12 protein-coding genes and 1 pseudogene are annotated in these 15,182 nt (G+C 62.9%); 7 read left to right on the forward strand and 6 right to left on the reverse strand.

The features are described 5' to 3' along the window. Positions 1-794: 794 nt before the first annotated feature. Both ACNO8X_RS10180 and ACNO8X_RS10185 read left to right on the forward strand, forming a co-directional pair. Positions 795-3,152 (forward strand): arylsulfatase, encoded by a 2,358-nt coding sequence (locus tag ACNO8X_RS10180; RefSeq protein WP_418005174.1) that lies wholly within the window; start codon positions 795-797, stop codon positions 3,150-3,152. A gap of 36 nt (positions 3,153-3,188) precedes the next feature. Continuing rightward, a complete protein-coding gene (locus ACNO8X_RS10185; RefSeq protein ID WP_418005175.1) occupies positions 3,189-4,532 on the forward strand; it encodes a DUF1254 domain-containing protein in 1,344 nt (447 codons plus the stop codon). Positions 4,533-4,544: 12 nt separating this feature from the next. Here the strand turns inward: ACNO8X_RS10185 and ACNO8X_RS10190 are convergent, their stop codons facing one another. The 3 genes from ACNO8X_RS10190 to ACNO8X_RS10200 all read right to left on the reverse strand — a co-directional run bounded on the left by ACNO8X_RS10190 (position 4,545) and on the right by ACNO8X_RS10200 (position 8,207). Then, positions 4,545-5,372 (reverse strand): dienelactone hydrolase family protein, encoded by an 828-nt coding sequence (locus tag ACNO8X_RS10190; protein ID WP_418005176.1) that lies wholly within the window; start codon positions 5,370-5,372, stop codon positions 4,545-4,547. 47 nt (positions 5,373-5,419) lie between these two features. Then, the gene (locus ACNO8X_RS10195) at positions 5,420-6,736 is read right to left on the reverse strand and encodes a lipase family protein (RefSeq protein ID WP_418005177.1); all 1,317 of its coding nucleotides are present in this window, start codon (positions 6,734-6,736) and stop codon (positions 5,420-5,422) included. A gap of 886 nt (positions 6,737-7,622) precedes the next feature. Then, positions 7,623-8,207, reverse strand: a complete 585-nt coding sequence (locus ACNO8X_RS10200) for a TetR/AcrR family transcriptional regulator (RefSeq protein WP_418005178.1) — start codon at positions 8,205-8,207, stop codon at positions 7,623-7,625. Between the two features lie 246 nt (positions 8,208-8,453). Between ACNO8X_RS10200 and ACNO8X_RS10205 the strand changes: the two genes are divergently transcribed. The 5 genes and pseudogenes from ACNO8X_RS10205 to ACNO8X_RS10225 all read left to right on the forward strand — a co-directional run bounded on the left by ACNO8X_RS10205 (position 8,454) and on the right by ACNO8X_RS10225 (position 11,842). Further along, a complete protein-coding gene (locus tag ACNO8X_RS10205; RefSeq protein ID WP_418005179.1) occupies positions 8,454-9,287 on the forward strand; it encodes an alpha/beta fold hydrolase in 834 nt (277 codons plus the stop codon). Between the two features lie 61 nt (positions 9,288-9,348). Next, positions 9,349-10,212, forward strand: a pseudogene (locus ACNO8X_RS10210) (alpha/beta fold hydrolase). Between the two features lie 30 nt (positions 10,213-10,242). Continuing rightward, positions 10,243-10,530 (forward strand): SDR family NAD(P)-dependent oxidoreductase, encoded by a 288-nt coding sequence (locus ACNO8X_RS10215; RefSeq protein ID WP_418005180.1) that lies wholly within the window; start codon positions 10,243-10,245, stop codon positions 10,528-10,530. 64 nt (positions 10,531-10,594) lie between these two features. Then, on the forward strand, positions 10,595-11,302 hold the full coding sequence (locus ACNO8X_RS10220) for an HD domain-containing protein (RefSeq protein ID WP_418005181.1): 708 nt from the start codon (positions 10,595-10,597) through the stop codon (positions 11,300-11,302). Between the two features lie 111 nt (positions 11,303-11,413). After that, the gene (locus tag ACNO8X_RS10225; protein WP_418005182.1) at positions 11,414-11,842 is read left to right on the forward strand and encodes a Rid family hydrolase; all 429 of its coding nucleotides are present in this window, start codon (positions 11,414-11,416) and stop codon (positions 11,840-11,842) included. Between the two features lie 113 nt (positions 11,843-11,955). Here ACNO8X_RS10225 and ACNO8X_RS10230 read toward each other — a convergent pair whose 3' ends face one another. From ACNO8X_RS10230 to ACNO8X_RS10240, 3 genes are all read right to left on the reverse strand, one after another. Continuing rightward, positions 11,956-13,170 (reverse strand): acetyl-CoA C-acetyltransferase, encoded by a 1,215-nt coding sequence (locus ACNO8X_RS10230; protein WP_418005183.1) that lies wholly within the window; start codon positions 13,168-13,170, stop codon positions 11,956-11,958. Between the two features lie 61 nt (positions 13,171-13,231). Further along, positions 13,232-14,062 carry an SDR family oxidoreductase gene (locus ACNO8X_RS10235; RefSeq protein ID WP_418005184.1) on the reverse strand — a complete coding sequence of 277 codons (831 nt, stop codon included), beginning with the start codon at positions 14,060-14,062 and terminating at the stop codon, positions 13,232-13,234. Positions 14,063-14,158: 96 nt separating this feature from the next. Then, positions 14,159-15,100: an AraC family transcriptional regulator gene (locus ACNO8X_RS10240; RefSeq protein ID WP_418005185.1), complete on the reverse strand. Its 942-nt coding sequence runs from the start codon at positions 15,098-15,100 to the stop codon at positions 14,159-14,161. Positions 15,101-15,182: the final 82 nt, after the last annotated feature.

Consider the following 15,182-nt stretch of genomic DNA (forward strand, 5'->3'; position numbering starts at 1 on the left):
CAAAATGTCACAGCGACAACGTGTTTGCCGATTTGTAATCGGCATTCTTTCTGAGCGGGTGACCGGGCGCACTTGCGCAACCGTACCGTTACAGCTTTTGCCAGCTGGATGAGACAAACCCGATTGCCAACTCGGTGAGAATCCTGAAGAGCCCAAGATAGGGGAGTCGCGGTTGTCACGCAGTCTGAGAAGTGACAAGTGGAGGTGTAGGTCGCATTTCTCCGTGTCGAATGGCATGACGAAATGTTGAATGATGAAGAATTCGACATGCCGTAGTGCAAAGAGTTGAGACCAACTCGGTGACGGCGAACAGACTCTGAGCCCAGGGTTCATCAGGCGTCGGTGGATGGGGATGTCGAACGGCCGGCCAAATTATCTGGTGCAGAGCAAATTTCGCGATCTTCGGATTCGTGCGACGTCGTCGCCGATGAGGGGTCGGGGGAGTTGGCCGACTGCGGAACCCTCCAGAAGGAACTCCTGGTTGGCGTGCGAGCTGTTCGGCACTTGTGAGCTGAGCTCCCAGTAGCCCGCCGTTGCAAGCACATCGCCGCGGCGAGATCCTTGGACAGGGGCACGACGACTAGCGAAACAGGGTCCGCGGAACGGAGAAAATACGCATCGTCGAAGTACATACCGCCGCCTGGGTGCGCCGCCAAGTCACGGGTGGGCGACGGTGGTGCCGGGGGGTTGCCCAGCGTGTGCAGACCTGTCTACGTTGATCATCGGGGACAGTCCTGGCGCTCGAATGGCCAGATCATGCTCGGGCCGCGTTGGTGTCATGAGGAGGGTTCGCAATGAGGACCGACGGTAATAGTGTTGGCGGGGAAAGGTTTCGGGGCACGATCAAGCTCGATGTTCGGGATTCGATCCCGGACTGGGGCGCCTTCACCGCAAAGCCGGCGCCCGAGGGTGCGCCGAATGTTCTGGTGATCCTGTTCGACGACACCGGGATCGCGTCATGGTCTCCGTACGGTGGCAGGATTGAGATGCCGACCCTGGACCGCTTGGCCGCCAACGGTGTGACCTACGGCCAGTGGCACACCACGGCGCTGTGTTCGCCGACCCGGTCGTGCTTTTTGACCGGGCGCAATCATCATCTGAACGGCTACGCCTCGATCTCGGAATCCTCGACCGGATTCCCGGGCTACTCGTCGCACATTCCCCCACAGAACGCGACCATCGCGACGGTGTTGCGCGACGCCGGCTGGGCCACGTTCTGGGTGGGCAAGAACCACAACGTGCCGATCGACGCCTGGAGTGCGGGATCATCACGCAAGGAATGGCCGCTGGCGATGGGCTATGACCGCTTCTACGGGTTCGTCGGCGGCGAGACCAACCAGTGGTTCCCATCGCTGGCCGAGGACAACCACTACATCGATCAGCCCTACGGTCCCGAGCAGGGGTATCACCTCTCGAAAGACCTGGCGGACAAGGCAATCAGCCTCATCCAGGACGTCAAGCAGACCGAGCCGAACAAGCCCTGGTACATGTGGTTCTGCCCAGGAGCCAACCACGCGCCCCACCACGCCCCGAAGGACTACATCGACAAGTACAAGGGCGTCTTCGATGACGGCTACGAGGCATATCGCGAATGGGTGCTCCCACGGATGATCGAACGGGGGATCCTGCCGGAGGGGACCGAACTCACCCCGATCAACCCGATGCCTCCGGGGACCTTCGTCGAGGCCGACGCGGTGCGCCCGTGGGAGTCCCTGTCCGTCGACGAGAAGCGGTTGTTCTCTCGGATGGCCGAAGTCTTCGCCGGGTTCTCCGAGTACACCGACGTGCAGATCGGCCGCATCATCGATTACCTGGAGGAATCGGGCCAGCTGGACAACACCCTGGTGATCTATGCCGCCGACAACGGCGCCTCCGGTGAGGGCAGCCCGAACGGCTCAGTCAACGAGGGCAAGTTCTTCAACGGCTGGCCCGATGACATCGAGGAAAACCTCGCTCTGATCGACGAATTGGGCACACCCAACACCTACAACCACTACCCGACGGGTTGGGCGGTGGCGTTCAGCACGCCCTTCCGGATGTTCAAGCGCTACACCTATCAGGGTGGCATCAGCGATCCACTGGTGATCTCCTGGCCCAATGGCATCAAGGCCCGCGGTGAGGTGCGCGACCAGTACCACCACGCCGTCGATATCGTGCCCACCATCCTGGACTGCTGCGGTGTCGAGATGCCGGCAGTGGTCAACGGTGTTGAGCAGCACCCACTTTCGGGGGTGTCGATGCGGTACTCATTTGACGATGCCGCCGCACCCACGCAGAAGGAAACGCAGTACTACGAAATGTTCGGCAGCCGCGGCATCTGGCAGCGGGGTTGGAAGGCCGTCACCGAACACGGCCCGATGTCCGGCATGGGCAATTTCGAGAACGACCGCTGGCAGCTGTTTCACACCGACACCGATCGCTCCGAAGCCCGTGACGTCGCCGACGAACACCCCGACAAGGTCGAGGAACTCAGGGCATTGTGGATGCGTGAGGCGCAGGCCAACAACGTCTTGCCGCTCAACGATATGCAGGTGACCGGCAAGGACATGCAGGCCTTCATCGCGATGGAGTTCAGGGTCCCGGTGCCACCCAGCGGGCAGTACATCTACTATCCGGGCACTAGCCCGATTCCGGAACGCTCGGCGGCCAACACACACGCGGTGTCGTTCAAGATCCTTGCCGAGGTCGACGTCGAGCCGAGTACCGAGGGCATCATCTTCGCGCAGGGGTCGCGGTTCGGCGGCCACGCGATGTATGTGAAGGACGGCGCAGTGAAGTACGTGCAGAACTTCCTGGGCCTGACCCCACTGCAGGTCCTCCAGACGCCACTGCCCGCACCCGGCCGACACCTCATCGGCGTCGATTTCGTCAAGGAGCGACTGGGCGAACACAACGAAACCCTGGGCGCGGCAACCTTGTACGTCGATGACACGGCGGTCGGCAGTATGGCGATGCGTGTCATGTCCGGCCACTACGCGCTGTGCGGCGAAGGGCTGTGCATCGGTTACGACAGCTCCGATCCGGTCAGCACCGACTACAGCGGGCGCTTCGATTACACCGGTGGGCGGATCGTCAAGGTGGTGTTCGACGTCGCCGACGACGCCTATGTCGACGTCGCCCGGCATTTCGCCGCTGCCATGGCCCGCGACTGAGCGCAATCCCACTGATCAATCCCGAGAGGCTGGTCGATGACATCCGCCGCAGTTCAAAACGCTTATGACGACGCCGATCTCACGCGCGCCGTGACCGCCTACAAGTTCTTCTATCCGACGGTGTCCGGGGCGCGGATCGTCAGTGGCAACGAAGCTGTCGGGCTGGTGCCCAACAAGGTGTTCGGAACTTTGGACAGCGGACCCGATCAGTTGATCTTCACGGCCAACTCCGACACACCTTATGGCCCATTGGAACTGGACCTGGGGATCGGCCCGTTGGTCGTCGAACTGCCACCGGGGCCGTTGATCGTCTGCTCGATGGACATCAACCAGCGTTGGGTGGCCGATATGGGGCTCCCCGGTCCCGACGCCGGCAACGGCGGCAAGCACCTCCTCATCGGACCGGACCACGACGGTGCCATCCCGGAATCGGGCTACTTCGTGCACCGTGCCACCAGCAACACCCAGATCGTCGGGGTGCGGTCCCTGCCCGTGGGCGGCGATGTCGAGGGCGCCAAGCAACGCCTGACGACGGTCAAGGTGTACCCATTGGACCCGGATACCGAATGGGCCGAACCGACATGGATCGACCTGACCGGCGTCCGGCAGGACACCACGCCCCTGGACGTCGAGACGAATCTGGGATTCTGGCGGGTGCTGCACGAAACCCTCGACAGCGAGCCGGCTTTCGCGGGCTATCACACCCACTACGGCGAATTGGCCGAGTTGGGTATCGAGAAGGGCAAGCCCTTTGCGCCCGACGACCGGATGACACGGATTCTCGAACGCGCCGCCCAACTGGGCAACGCCCAGCTGCGGGTGCAGTCCTTCGCCGACCGCCGGCCGGACCGGCTCGTCTGGCCGGACCGCCAATGGGAGTACGCCGCAATGCGTTTCGAGGACGGTGACTTCAACACCGTCACCCATGTCGACCTCGGCGCCCGCGAGAAATGGTTCTATCAGGCCATCGGCGCCTCGCCGGCCATGTTCCGGCGCGACACCAGCGCGGGCTCGCTGTACTGGCTGGGTCACCGCGACGGCGACGGCGCCGCACTCGACGGTGCGAACTCCTACCGGCTCCGCGTTCCGCTGCCGGTGCCGGCCAGACTGTTCTGGTCGGTCACCGTCTATGACATCGACACCCGCTCACAGATCCGTACCGACCAGAACAAGGCCGCGCTGCGTTCGATGTTCGAGCTGGCGAACCTCACCGGCGAGTCCACCGAACTGTACTTCGGGCCGACGCTCCCGGCCGATCATTCCGATGCGTGGATCCAGACCATCCCCGGCCGGAACTGGTTCGTGTACTTCCGCATCTACGGCCCACAAGATGCCGTATTCGATGGCCGGTGGCGGCCTGGGGATTTCGAGCAGATCTGAGTCCGCAGCCGGCTAGGCCGGGGAGTCCACCAGGAGCCGGCTGCGGAACAGCTCGAGGACCTGATCCAGCGCGACGCGGGTGGGCTGGCCAGGCTCGTCGACGAGATGTTCGGTCAGGCACGAGTGTGGTGCCAATGCGGCCTCGGGGTTGGCGTCGGCATCGTCGAGTTCGACCGCGACGAATGCGTCGCCGAGCTGTTCCCTCAGGTAGCCGAAGCGCTCGGCAGGCACGAACCGATCACCGCAGAAGCGCAGACCGAGCACCTGCAGCCCGTTTTCGCAGCGCTGCTTCACCACGGCCAGGTCCTCGGGCGAGATGTCGATCGAACGGCGTTGGCGCTTGGTGATTCCCAGGGGCATCGAGGGCTGGGACAGCACCGGCGCAAGCAGGACGTCATCGGTGGCCATCGCCAGTGCGTAACCACCGGTGAAGCACATGCCGACGGCGCCGACACCAGGCCCGCCGCAGCGGGCGTGTTCGGCTCGGGCCAGTGCCCGCAACCACCCGACGACGGGAGAGGTGCGTCCGGTGGCCAGAATCGTGAACTCTCGGCTGACACACGTCGGGACCATCGACGAGACCATATTCAACCCAGCTGCAGCTACGCCGTGGGCGGCCGGGTTCGGGTCGCGGCCCGGTCGTCCGAAGAGATGCGGAAGTACTGCGGTGCAACCGATTTCCGAGACACGACGGGCGAATTCGAGCACCTTCGGAGTGATGCCCGGCATCTCGGCGATCACGATGACGGCAGGTCCGCTGCCGTGCCGGAAGATGGTGCGGGTCTTGCCGTCGTGGGCGAAGTCCGCATGTGCGAAATCCGCAAGGTCATCGTCGGGCATGTAGGAAGTTCCTTTGTGAGTTGGGAAATTTGATCAGACCTGGGCGCCTACAGGCGCATGCCCAGCAGCATCTTGGCGATTTGCCACAGTGCGCGCACCAGGCCGATTCCCGACCGCTTGTTCAGCGCAACGGACCAGACGGTCTTGGATCCCGCAGGCGCCAATGGCCGGCCGTCGAATCGATCCGCTAGCCAGTCGGCCATCGTGGGGGTCGCTATCGCGGCGAGGGCGAGGTGCTCGCTGAGCCGGTCACGGACATATTCGACGTGCACGTCCTGCGCGACATAGCGCCGCACCAACGCATCGATATCGGCCACCCGTACCAGTTGGTCGTGGACCGACTGCAGGATGAACATGGGCATCGCCGGAGCATTGTTGCCGGGCTTGATCTCCCGGAAGATCTCCGCGATTTCGGGGAGCGCGAGCACTTCCCCGAGTGGCACGTCGAGATAGTCATCGAGGTCTTTGTTGGCGAACTGCAGTACTCCGCCAACGGTCGAGGCATCTTCGGTCGATGCCAGCAACGCGAGCCCTTCGGGGCTCGCGTACTCGCGAATCACCCGGTCCATGTCCGGATAGACCTTCCGGAGCGCCTCGGCTGCAGTGATAACCAGGCCGGCGAAGAACGATCCGTTGAGGTGCACGAACATGGAACCCGGATCGCCGGCGGGTGAACCCGCGACCGCTCCGATGATGTTCAGCTCCGGTGCGTACTCGCTTGCCATTTCGGCGGTCCACACGGTGGCCAGTCCGCCGCCGGAGTATCCCCACAGGCCGATCGAGGTACTCGGGTTGAGGCCTAGTGGCGCGAAGTTCAGGGCCGCGCGAATACCGTCGAGGGCGCGGTACCCGGGCTCTCGCGGCGCTATCCAGTGCCCGTTTACCCCTTCGTGGTCGGGGATGGAAACCACCCAACCGCGGGAGAGCGCGTGCGCGATCTGGATGAACTCGAATTGCGGTACCGAGCCGCGCGCTTTCGCGCCGTGCTGCAACGCATATGACGGGAAACAGGCCCCCGAGATCGCGTCGATCGCGCATTGAAACGACACCAGCGGCCGCGGCCCTGTCGCCGTGCTGTGCTGCTGCATCAGCACGGTCGTCACCCCGACCTGCGGGGCGCCGTTCAGATCCGCGGTCCGATACAGCAGCTGCCATGCCGAGATGCGCTGGGGAATCCGCCCGAAGAGGGCCATGACGACTGGCCGCGTTCGCAGAATTGCGCCGGGTACCCGCTGCTCGAATCCCGCAGGAGCCCGATAGAACGGGTCGTCCGCGGGCCGACGGGGTGAACGATCGGGCTGGAACTCTTCCGGTTCCGGATGAGATAAGGCATCGATGCTCGTGGGATCTGCGTCGGCGGTCATACCCGACTTCCTTTCGTCGTTGCGGCCAGGCGACCGCGGTAGCGGCTGATTTCGACACGAGCAGCGATTCGCATCGCCTTCAGTGCTGTGCGATTCCGCTTTCCGGCGCTACGGACATGAAAGCGCTTGAACGCCAGGGCGATCCGCATCGCGACAAGAATTGCAGTGCGGCGCCGCGCGTATGAGCCACGATCGGTGAAACTACTGCACCATCGGACCGCGTGGATATAGCCGGAGCGGACTATTCGAAAGGCTTGGCATCGGCGACAATCTCGGATGTGCGACTTTGTGTTACGGGACATACATATCGCGCGATTGTGCCGGGCCGGTCAATTCCGGGTGTCATGGAAAACCCAGGTAAGCCGGTGCAAGCGACTATAGATCGACTGTGTCGGCAATCCACCCTGAACTGCGGTCTTTGTTTCGGGGCACAAAATGCCTCGGGACCGCGGACTGGACACCGCTTCTTCGAGGCGCCCACAATCACGGGGTGGATGCCACCGAATGTCATGTCCTTCGCATGGATGCGCCGTTGATCACTCGCCTGACTCCGCGCAGCACGAGCACCGAGCAGTTCGTCTCACCCCTCCGAATTGAATGCCGGGTGCAGCAACGCTGCGACGCTCGGCGGCATGTTGCAGTATCGGGGTACCGCCGCCAACAGTCACTGCACCGTCATGAGAAAAACAGGCGCGATTGTTGGCGCTCGCCACAAGTTCGACGTGAGATGCCGAGCGGGGCATGGTTTTTGATCGTGAAGGGCGCGAAGTCTTCTGGAGCTGCGATGAAACTCGAACCCCATTGGCGGGGAAGTCGCAGCTTGCCGCGCAGTCTGAGAAGTGACAGGAGGGGGTGTTCTTTTACCTTCCAGTGCTGCCGGCGGATGTCATTCAGGCCTGTCGAGAATCTGAAGTGCGTTGTTGATCCCGGCGTCGAGCACTTGGGCGGAGACGTCGGGGTCGGTGATCGCTCGGGCGAGTTGCAGCGACGTGACCAGAATGCTGAAGAGTCCCCACGCTGTCTGCATCCGATTCGCTTCCGACCTCACGGCCGGGAGATGCGCGGCAATTTCCTGGACGATCGACTGTGCCCCAGCGGAATAGGCGTCCCTGACAACGCCGTCGCAACGTCCGATCTCACTCAGCAATGCCGCCGTCGGGCAGCCATCGGGTTGGTTGTCCCGGTGTTCGGTGGACAGATATTCGCGGATATAGCCTTCCAGTGATTCGCGATCAGCAGGTAGAGCGCTGACGGCGACCCGCTGCTGTTCGAGTTGATCGGTGACGACGCTCGCGACGAGATCATTCTTGGATCCGAAGTGCGCGTAGAACGCGCCGTTGGTCAGGTTGGCGTCCGACATGACCGCGGCGATCCCCGAACCGTCGATACCGTCTTGCTTGAGGCGCCGGCTAGCCGCCGCGATGATGCGCCGACGCGTCTCGGTCTTGTGTTCCGCTCCATATCTGGCCATGGAACTCACCTCCGCTTGTGTCACGAACCACTCTTGACGATGATAATACAGTCATAATATTATGATCGTAATATCAAGTCGCCACTTCGGGAGGCGCAGGTGAACGCCCTGCACCAACCGCTCTGGCGACCCAACGGCTTGGTGCCCGTCGGCAGGAGGGACGCAACGGCACCGCGTCGCTGCGTACCAAACGCGGAATCCGATAGCGCCCTGAACTCCAACTCCTATCAACGCCGAGAGGTTGACATGCTCACCTGGAAAGACACGCCCACCACGACAATCGACGTCAACGGAGTGCCGTTCGCATACCGGGAACTCGGCGTCGAATCCGACGTGCCCGTGGTGTTCCTGCATCACTTCACCGCCGTGCTCGACGACTGGGACCCGAGAGTGATCGACGGCATTGCGGCACACCACCGCGTCGTCGCGTTCGACAACCGAGGGGTTGGGGCCACCGGATCGGTGGTACCGGACAACATCGACCAGATGGCCGACGACGCGATCGCGTTCATCCGCGCGCTCGGCTTGACGGAGGTGGATCTGGTCGGGTTCTCCCTCGGTGGGGCCGTCGCACAGGTGGTGGCACTCAAGGCGCCCGACCTGGTTCGGCGAATGATCTTGGCGGGCACCGGACCTCGCGGTGGCGGCGGCATCGACGCGATGCGCAAGATCGTCGCCGTCGCCTACACCAAGGCCCTCCTGACGCGGAAAGACCCCCGCGAATACCTGTTCTTTCCCCGCACCGCGGAAGGTAAACACGCCGCCTCCGACTACTTCGCTCGCTTGCAGGAGCGAACCTTCGATCGGGACAAGAAGGTCTCGATGCAAGCACGACTGGCACAGCTCAAGGCGATCGTCAACGGCGGCAAGGCCACACCCGACGACCTGTCGCGGATCACGGTACCGGTCCTGGTCGCCAACGGCGATGACGACCTCATGGTGGCAAGCAGCCTCTCGGCGGATATGGCGCACCGAATCCCCAACGCGGAGTTGAAAATCTACCCACGCTCGGGACATGGCGGCATCTTCCAGTATCACGCCACCTTCGTCCCTGACGCTCTCGAGTTCCTCGCCGACTGAGTCGCAGTCCGGATCACGTAAATCGCCTGCATAGCCTTCTACTTCAAGAAACGAGCACCCCGTGAGCAGTGTCGGTGAAATCATCACTTCCTACGCCAAGGCGCCGTCGCACACTGTGACCGCCGATGGCACCACCTATGCCTACCGCGAACTCGGTCCCAAAGGCGGCATCCCGGTGGTCTTCTTCGTGCACCTGGCCGCGACTTTGGACAATTGGGATCCACGAATCATCGACCCGATCGCCGCGACCCGCCACGTGATCGCCTTCGACAACAAGGGCGTCGGGGCGTCCAGCGGCTCAGTGCCGGGCACCATCGAAGAAGCTGCCGACGATGCCTAAACCTTCATCACGGCGTTGGGGTTCAAGAAGATTGATGTGTTCTCATTCTCGATGGGCGGCATGATCGCTCAGGATCTGGCGCTCAAGCATCCCGAACTGGTGCGCAGGCTGGTCCTGACCGGGACCGGGCCGCGCGGTGGCAAAGACATCGACAAAGTGGCGGCCCTCACCTACTGGGACACGTTGCGGGCCACACTGACTCGTTCCGATCCCAAGGAGTTCTTGTTCTTCAACCGCGACGCGGTGGGCAAGCGCGCCGGCAAGCAGTTCGTCAATCGACTGAAGGAGCGCACCACCGACCGTGACAAGGACATCGCGATCAACGCCTTCCGGACCCAGCTCAAAGCGATCAAGGCGTATGGCCGTTCCAGGCCGTCGGACCTGTCAAAACTCACTCAGCCGACGTTGATCGCCAACGGCGACCACGACCGAATGGTGCCCTCGACGCTATCCGAGGACCTACATCGGCGCATCGCAGGATCGGAGCTGATCATCTATCCCAACTCCGGGCACGGTGGCATCTTCCAGTACCACGAGCAGTTCACCCCGATTGCCGCGGCGTTCCTCGCCGGCGGCGGCCAGTAGCAAATCCATTACCGCAGAAAGAGTTCCATGATGGCACCTGCGCGTCAGCAGACCTACTCGCTGGACGGCAAAGTCGTGTTCCTCACCGGTGCGGGCGGCGGGCTCGGCGCGGCGACTGCGGCGTTACTGACTCACCGCGGCGCACAGGTCGCCCTTGCCGATATCGACCTGAGTGCCGCAGAACGAACGGCTCGAACACTGCCACCGGGACAGGTCCTACCCGTGGACTGCGACGTCACGGCGACCGACTCCGTCCATGCCGCAGTCCGCGAAGTTGAGGACCAGTTCGGGCTACCAGTATTGCCGGACCTGGCATAAACCTTGCGATAATGGGCAGTTCTGCCTCTCGCAGATGGAGGAGGGTAGAAGGCACAGTCATTTCATGACATCGCCCACTCTTCCTCAATCACAAGATAATTCGCTCCCCATCGACACGGATCTGGTGACTCTGCCCAGCACCCCGCTGGCAGCGGCTGCCCTGGCACTGGTGCTCGGCTCCGAGGCGCCAGCTATCGCCAACCACAGTGTGCGGAGCTTTCTGTTCGCTCGGTTGCTCGCGCCGCACATCGGCCTTGCCGCTGGTCGGGATTTCGACGAAGAACTGCTGTTCCTTTCATGCGTCTTGCATGATGTCGGGTTGTCGACTCTGGCTCAGAGGAACATCCGATTCGAGGTCGACGGCGCGGACCGCGCTGCGGAGTTCCTGAGCGAACAGGGAATGGGTGCAGACAAAGTCGATGTCGTCTGGGAAGCCATTGCGCTGCACAACTCGTACGCCATCGCTGAGCGGAGAGGCGCGCTGCCCTCGCTGACGTACCAGGGTGTGGCGATCGACTTCGGCGGAACCCTCGGCCTGCCTGACACGCACCTGGCCGCGGTGTCCGCGGAGATCGGGGCCGTCATCCACGCTGCGTACCCGCGTTTGGACATGGTCACCGCGATCGTCGATGCGGTCGCTGATCACGCTGCCGCTGATCCTGAGAACGCTCCGCGCTACACATCGCCGGGCGAGATTCTGCGCGAACGAAATGAACTCGGCATCACCTACGTTGAGGAGCTCGTCGCCAAGGAGTCGCGCTGGGGCAACTGAATACCGTAAACCATTCTTTAGCAACGCAATTACGCGCGATCCATCGCCATCCAACTTGCGACGCGCAGATCAGAACTCCGATTCTGAAAAGACCACGAAGGGACCATCCGTATGTCTCAGCCTCAATTCTTCGACACCCCCGGCTATGGCGAAATCGCCCGTGCCCGCTACAGCTACAGTCAGGCCCTACGGATCGGTGATCGCGTTGAGATCTCCGGTCAGGGCGGTTGGGACGATGACCAGACCTTCTCGGTCGAGTCTGTGGAAGCCGAGATCGAGAAGGCCTTCGACAACGTTGAGAGAACCCTCGCAACGGCAGGTGCCACCTGGCACGACGTCGTGAACGTCCACACCTACCACGTCCCATCTCAGGACGACGCGATTGGCGGCGACCACATGACGGCCGTCGTTGAACAGTTCCGCAAGCGGGCGGGGCAACACCTACCGTTGTGGACCGCACTTGGCGTGAAAGCGCTGGGATTGCCTGAGATGCACATCGAAATCGAAGTCGTAGCCATCATCGGATCCGGCAGCAGGTAGTACGGCGAGGTATGGCGCCAGTGACTGTTCCGACGCTAGTGCGCTGGAGCAGTCGCTGGCGCTCCCGCGTGCTGTCGGTGTTGACGGCTGATCGACTCGGCGCACGGGGATTGTTATGAGAGGCGCTCGAGGATCATCGCCATGCCTTGGCCGCCGCCGACGCACATGGTTTCCAGACCAAATTGCTTGTCATGGAACGCCATCGAGTTGATCAGGGTGCTGGTGAGCCGGGCGCCTGTCATGCCGAACGGGTGTCCGAGTGCAATGGCGCCACCGTTGATGTTGACCTTGTCTTCGTCGATGCGGAGCTCGCGCATCGATGCAATGACTTGGGCGGCGAAGGCTTCGTTGATCTCGACCAGGTCGATGTCGTCGATGGTGAGGTTGGCGCGTTGCAGGGCCTGTTTGGTCGCCTCGACGGGCCCGAGCCCCATGATCTCTGGTGACAATCCGCTGACGCCGGTGCTGACGACACGTGCCAGCGGGGTGATACCGAGGGCAGCCGCCTTGGAATCAGACATCACGACGAGGGCAGCGGCCCCGTCGTTGAGGGGGCAGCTGTTGCCGGCGGTGACCGTGCCGTACCGCCTGAAAACGGGTGGTAGGGCGGAGACGGCTTCGAGGGTGACATCGGTGCGGGGACAGTCATCGGCGCTGACGTAGCTGCCGTCGGGTAGCGGCACGGGGGCGATGTCGCGAGCCCAGAAACCGTAGGCGGTGGCAGCTTCGGCGCGATTCTGGCTGCGCACGGCGAATGCGTCTTGATCAGCACGGCTGACACCTTTGAACTGGGCCACGTTCTCCGCGGTCTGCCCCATCGCGATGTAGATATCCGGTAGCTGGTCATCGGCACGTGGATCTGTCCAGCCGGAGTTGTCCTGTGCGCGGGCGGCGGTGCGGGACTGAGCTTCGGTGAAGACCGGATTTTGGCCTTCGGGATTGTCCGCGGCGCCGTTGAAGTATCGGCTGACGGTCTCTACGCCGGCGGAGATGAAGACGTCGCCTTCGCCAGATCTGATGGCGTGCAGTGCCATACGTGTTGTTTGCAGGCTGCTTGAACAGTATCGATTGACGGTCACGCCGGGGACGTGGTCGAGACTGGCCAGCACGGCTACTGCTCGCCCCAGGTTGTTTCCGGATTCACCGGCAGGTTGCCCTACGCCGAGCATGAGGTCATCGATCTGGTGGGGATCGAGTTCGGGAATTTCGGCGAGTGCGGCGAGCACGGCGTGTGCGGCGAGGTCGTCGGCGCGTAGGTCCCTGAGGGATCCTTTGCCTGCGCGGCCGATCGGGGTTCGTGCGGTGGAAACGATGACGGCTTCGGGCATGCTGATGCTCCTGCTCTTGGTCGGGGTACGGGTCGTGATATTCGTTGTCGGGGTGGGGGATTCAGCGCGTAGCGCCGCTGAAGCCACCGTCGACAGGTAGCACGGCTGCGGTGACGAATGCGCCGGCTGTCGAGGACAGGAATCGGACGGCGCCGACGATGTCGTCGGACTGGCCGTAGCGACCGAGGGGAATGGTGTTGAGCAGTTCGTCCTCGCGTGCTGGGTCCGCGGCGACGTGGCTGAGCATATCTGTGAGGAACGGGCCGGGAGCGATGGCGTTGACAGTGATGTTGTCGGGTGCCAGGCGGCCGGCGAGATGGCGGGTGAGCATGTGCAGGCCCGCCTTGCTGGCGCTATAGGAGTAGTTCTCCCACTGCGGTGCGACCAGCCCGTCGACGCTGCCGATGTTGATGATGCGCGCAGGCCGCTGTGGGCGGGCGCCGGTTCGTAGCAGCGGTAGTAGTCCAACGATGATGCCGAAAGGGGAGACGAGGTTGGTGTTGAGAACCTTGCTCCAGCCGGCGATCGGATATTCCTCCAGTGGCGCTCCCCACGTGGTGCCGGCGTTGTTGACCAAGATGTCGATGTGCTCGTGGCGATCTTTGACGGAGTTGACGAGATGTGCGACCCCTGCGGGCGTTGATAGATCGGCGCTGATGTAGCTGCAGCGCCCGGAGCTACCGAGAGCTTCGGCCTCGCTGTTGATGTGATGCGCTGTGTCGTGGCATTGTTCGACTCTTCGGCTCGTGATGATCACCTCGGCGCCGTCGGTGACGAGGCCGCGGGCGATCATGGCGCCGATACCCCGGGATCCTCCGGTCACTACGGCTATGCGGCCGCTGACGGAGAACAGGGTGTCGTGGTCGGCTAGCGGATGAGTGGCACGTTGCATGCTTCGACGCTATGGGATGTTCGGGCGTGCGATCTTGGGGTGTCGCGCATGTATGTTGTTGTGCGCGCTGTAGTTAACGGATACCGGCAGCCCACGTCAGCGGGGCGTGCGGGTGTCTGACGGTCGTTCGCCGAAGCTGCGGTGGTAGGCGTTGCTGAAGGTGCTCAGGTCGCCGAAACCGGAGGAATAGGCGATCTGGGTGATGCTTTGCGTACGCCAACCGGGATCTTGGAGACGTACTCGTGCCAGCGCGAGCCGTTCCTCGCGGATCAGATCCGACGGTGTCGTGCCCACGCGTTGCAATTGGTGCTGGATGTGCCGCAGCGACCAGCCCAGGCCGGAGGCGATACCTGAGCCGGTCAGCGCCGGATCGTGAGCGTTGCTCCGGACGTAGCGGCGGATCGATTCCACCAGTACGTCGCCGGGAACAACGTCCAGCGGTGCGGTGAGATCGTTGTAGGCGATGGCGATGAGGTCGACGATCCGGTCCATGACCGCGTCGAACGCGAAACCGTCAAGCTGGTCGCGCTCGCCACGGACCGTGCGTAGCTGATCGACGACGATGCGACCGAGCCCGCGCCGCCCGTCAAGGGATACGGGGCGACTGCCGGTCGGTCGGGCAAGACGAGAATCCAGGTGCTCTCGCGGAATGACCAGGGCTACCGCCGAGACGTGGTCGCCATGGCGCATATCCATCGCGGCATCAAGCGAGGTGAGGGTCATCGTGTGTGGAACGGCGACGATGTCGCGGTCGCCTTGTGTGAGCTCCAGGTGCCCGTGGACCGGGATCAGCAGCTCGTAGGATTCGTGCGGAGATCGACGTATCTGGGTGGAGTCGCGGGTCAGCGTTTCGGCGTCGCCCCACCAACGCACCAGCCGGTAGCGGTCTGACTGCTGGTAGTCCAGCCGCCCAAAATAGTTGTCGGCCAAGGCGAACGACATCGGACAATGGATTTCGGACACCCGATCTCGCCACCAGTCGCTGCGTTCCTGAGCGCCCATGTCCTGGGTGCTCAGCGTGTGCACGGTGTAGTTCACGGTGGAACGTCGCTCCCTTGTCCTTGCTGTTCGAGACCTGCGGTCTGGTGCTGGCCGACGCGCCTCGCGGCACTGATCTTCA

The sequence above is a fragment of the Mycobacterium sp. PDNC021 genome, assembly GCF_048282635.1.
Lineage (GTDB): Bacteria > Actinomycetota > Actinomycetes > Mycobacteriales > Mycobacteriaceae > Mycobacterium > Mycobacterium llatzerense.

Coding starts and splice junctions, on each gene's coding strand:
- ACNO8X_RS10180 (WP_418005174.1), top strand. CDS start 795: ATGAGGACCGACGGTAATAGTGTTGGCGGGGAAAGGTTTCGGGGCACG.
- ACNO8X_RS10185 (WP_418005175.1), top strand. CDS start 3,189: ATGACATCCGCCGCAGTTCAAAACGCTTATGACGACGCCGATCTCACG.
- ACNO8X_RS10190 (WP_418005176.1), bottom strand. CDS start 5,372: ATGCCCGACGATGACCTTGCGGATTTCGCACATGCGGACTTCGCCCAC.
- ACNO8X_RS10195 (WP_418005177.1), bottom strand. CDS start 6,736: ATGACCGCCGACGCAGATCCCACGAGCATCGATGCCTTATCTCATCCG.
- ACNO8X_RS10200 (WP_418005178.1), bottom strand. CDS start 8,207: ATGGCCAGATATGGAGCGGAACACAAGACCGAGACGCGTCGGCGCATC.
- ACNO8X_RS10205 (WP_418005179.1), top strand. CDS start 8,454: ATGCTCACCTGGAAAGACACGCCCACCACGACAATCGACGTCAACGGA.
- ACNO8X_RS10215 (WP_418005180.1), top strand. CDS start 10,243: ATGGCACCTGCGCGTCAGCAGACCTACTCGCTGGACGGCAAAGTCGTG.
- ACNO8X_RS10220 (WP_418005181.1), top strand. CDS start 10,595: ATGACATCGCCCACTCTTCCTCAATCACAAGATAATTCGCTCCCCATC.
- ACNO8X_RS10225 (WP_418005182.1), top strand. CDS start 11,414: ATGTCTCAGCCTCAATTCTTCGACACCCCCGGCTATGGCGAAATCGCC.
- ACNO8X_RS10230 (WP_418005183.1), bottom strand. CDS start 13,170: ATGCCCGAAGCCGTCATCGTTTCCACCGCACGAACCCCGATCGGCCGC.
- ACNO8X_RS10235 (WP_418005184.1), bottom strand. CDS start 14,062: ATGCAACGTGCCACTCATCCGCTAGCCGACCACGACACCCTGTTCTCC.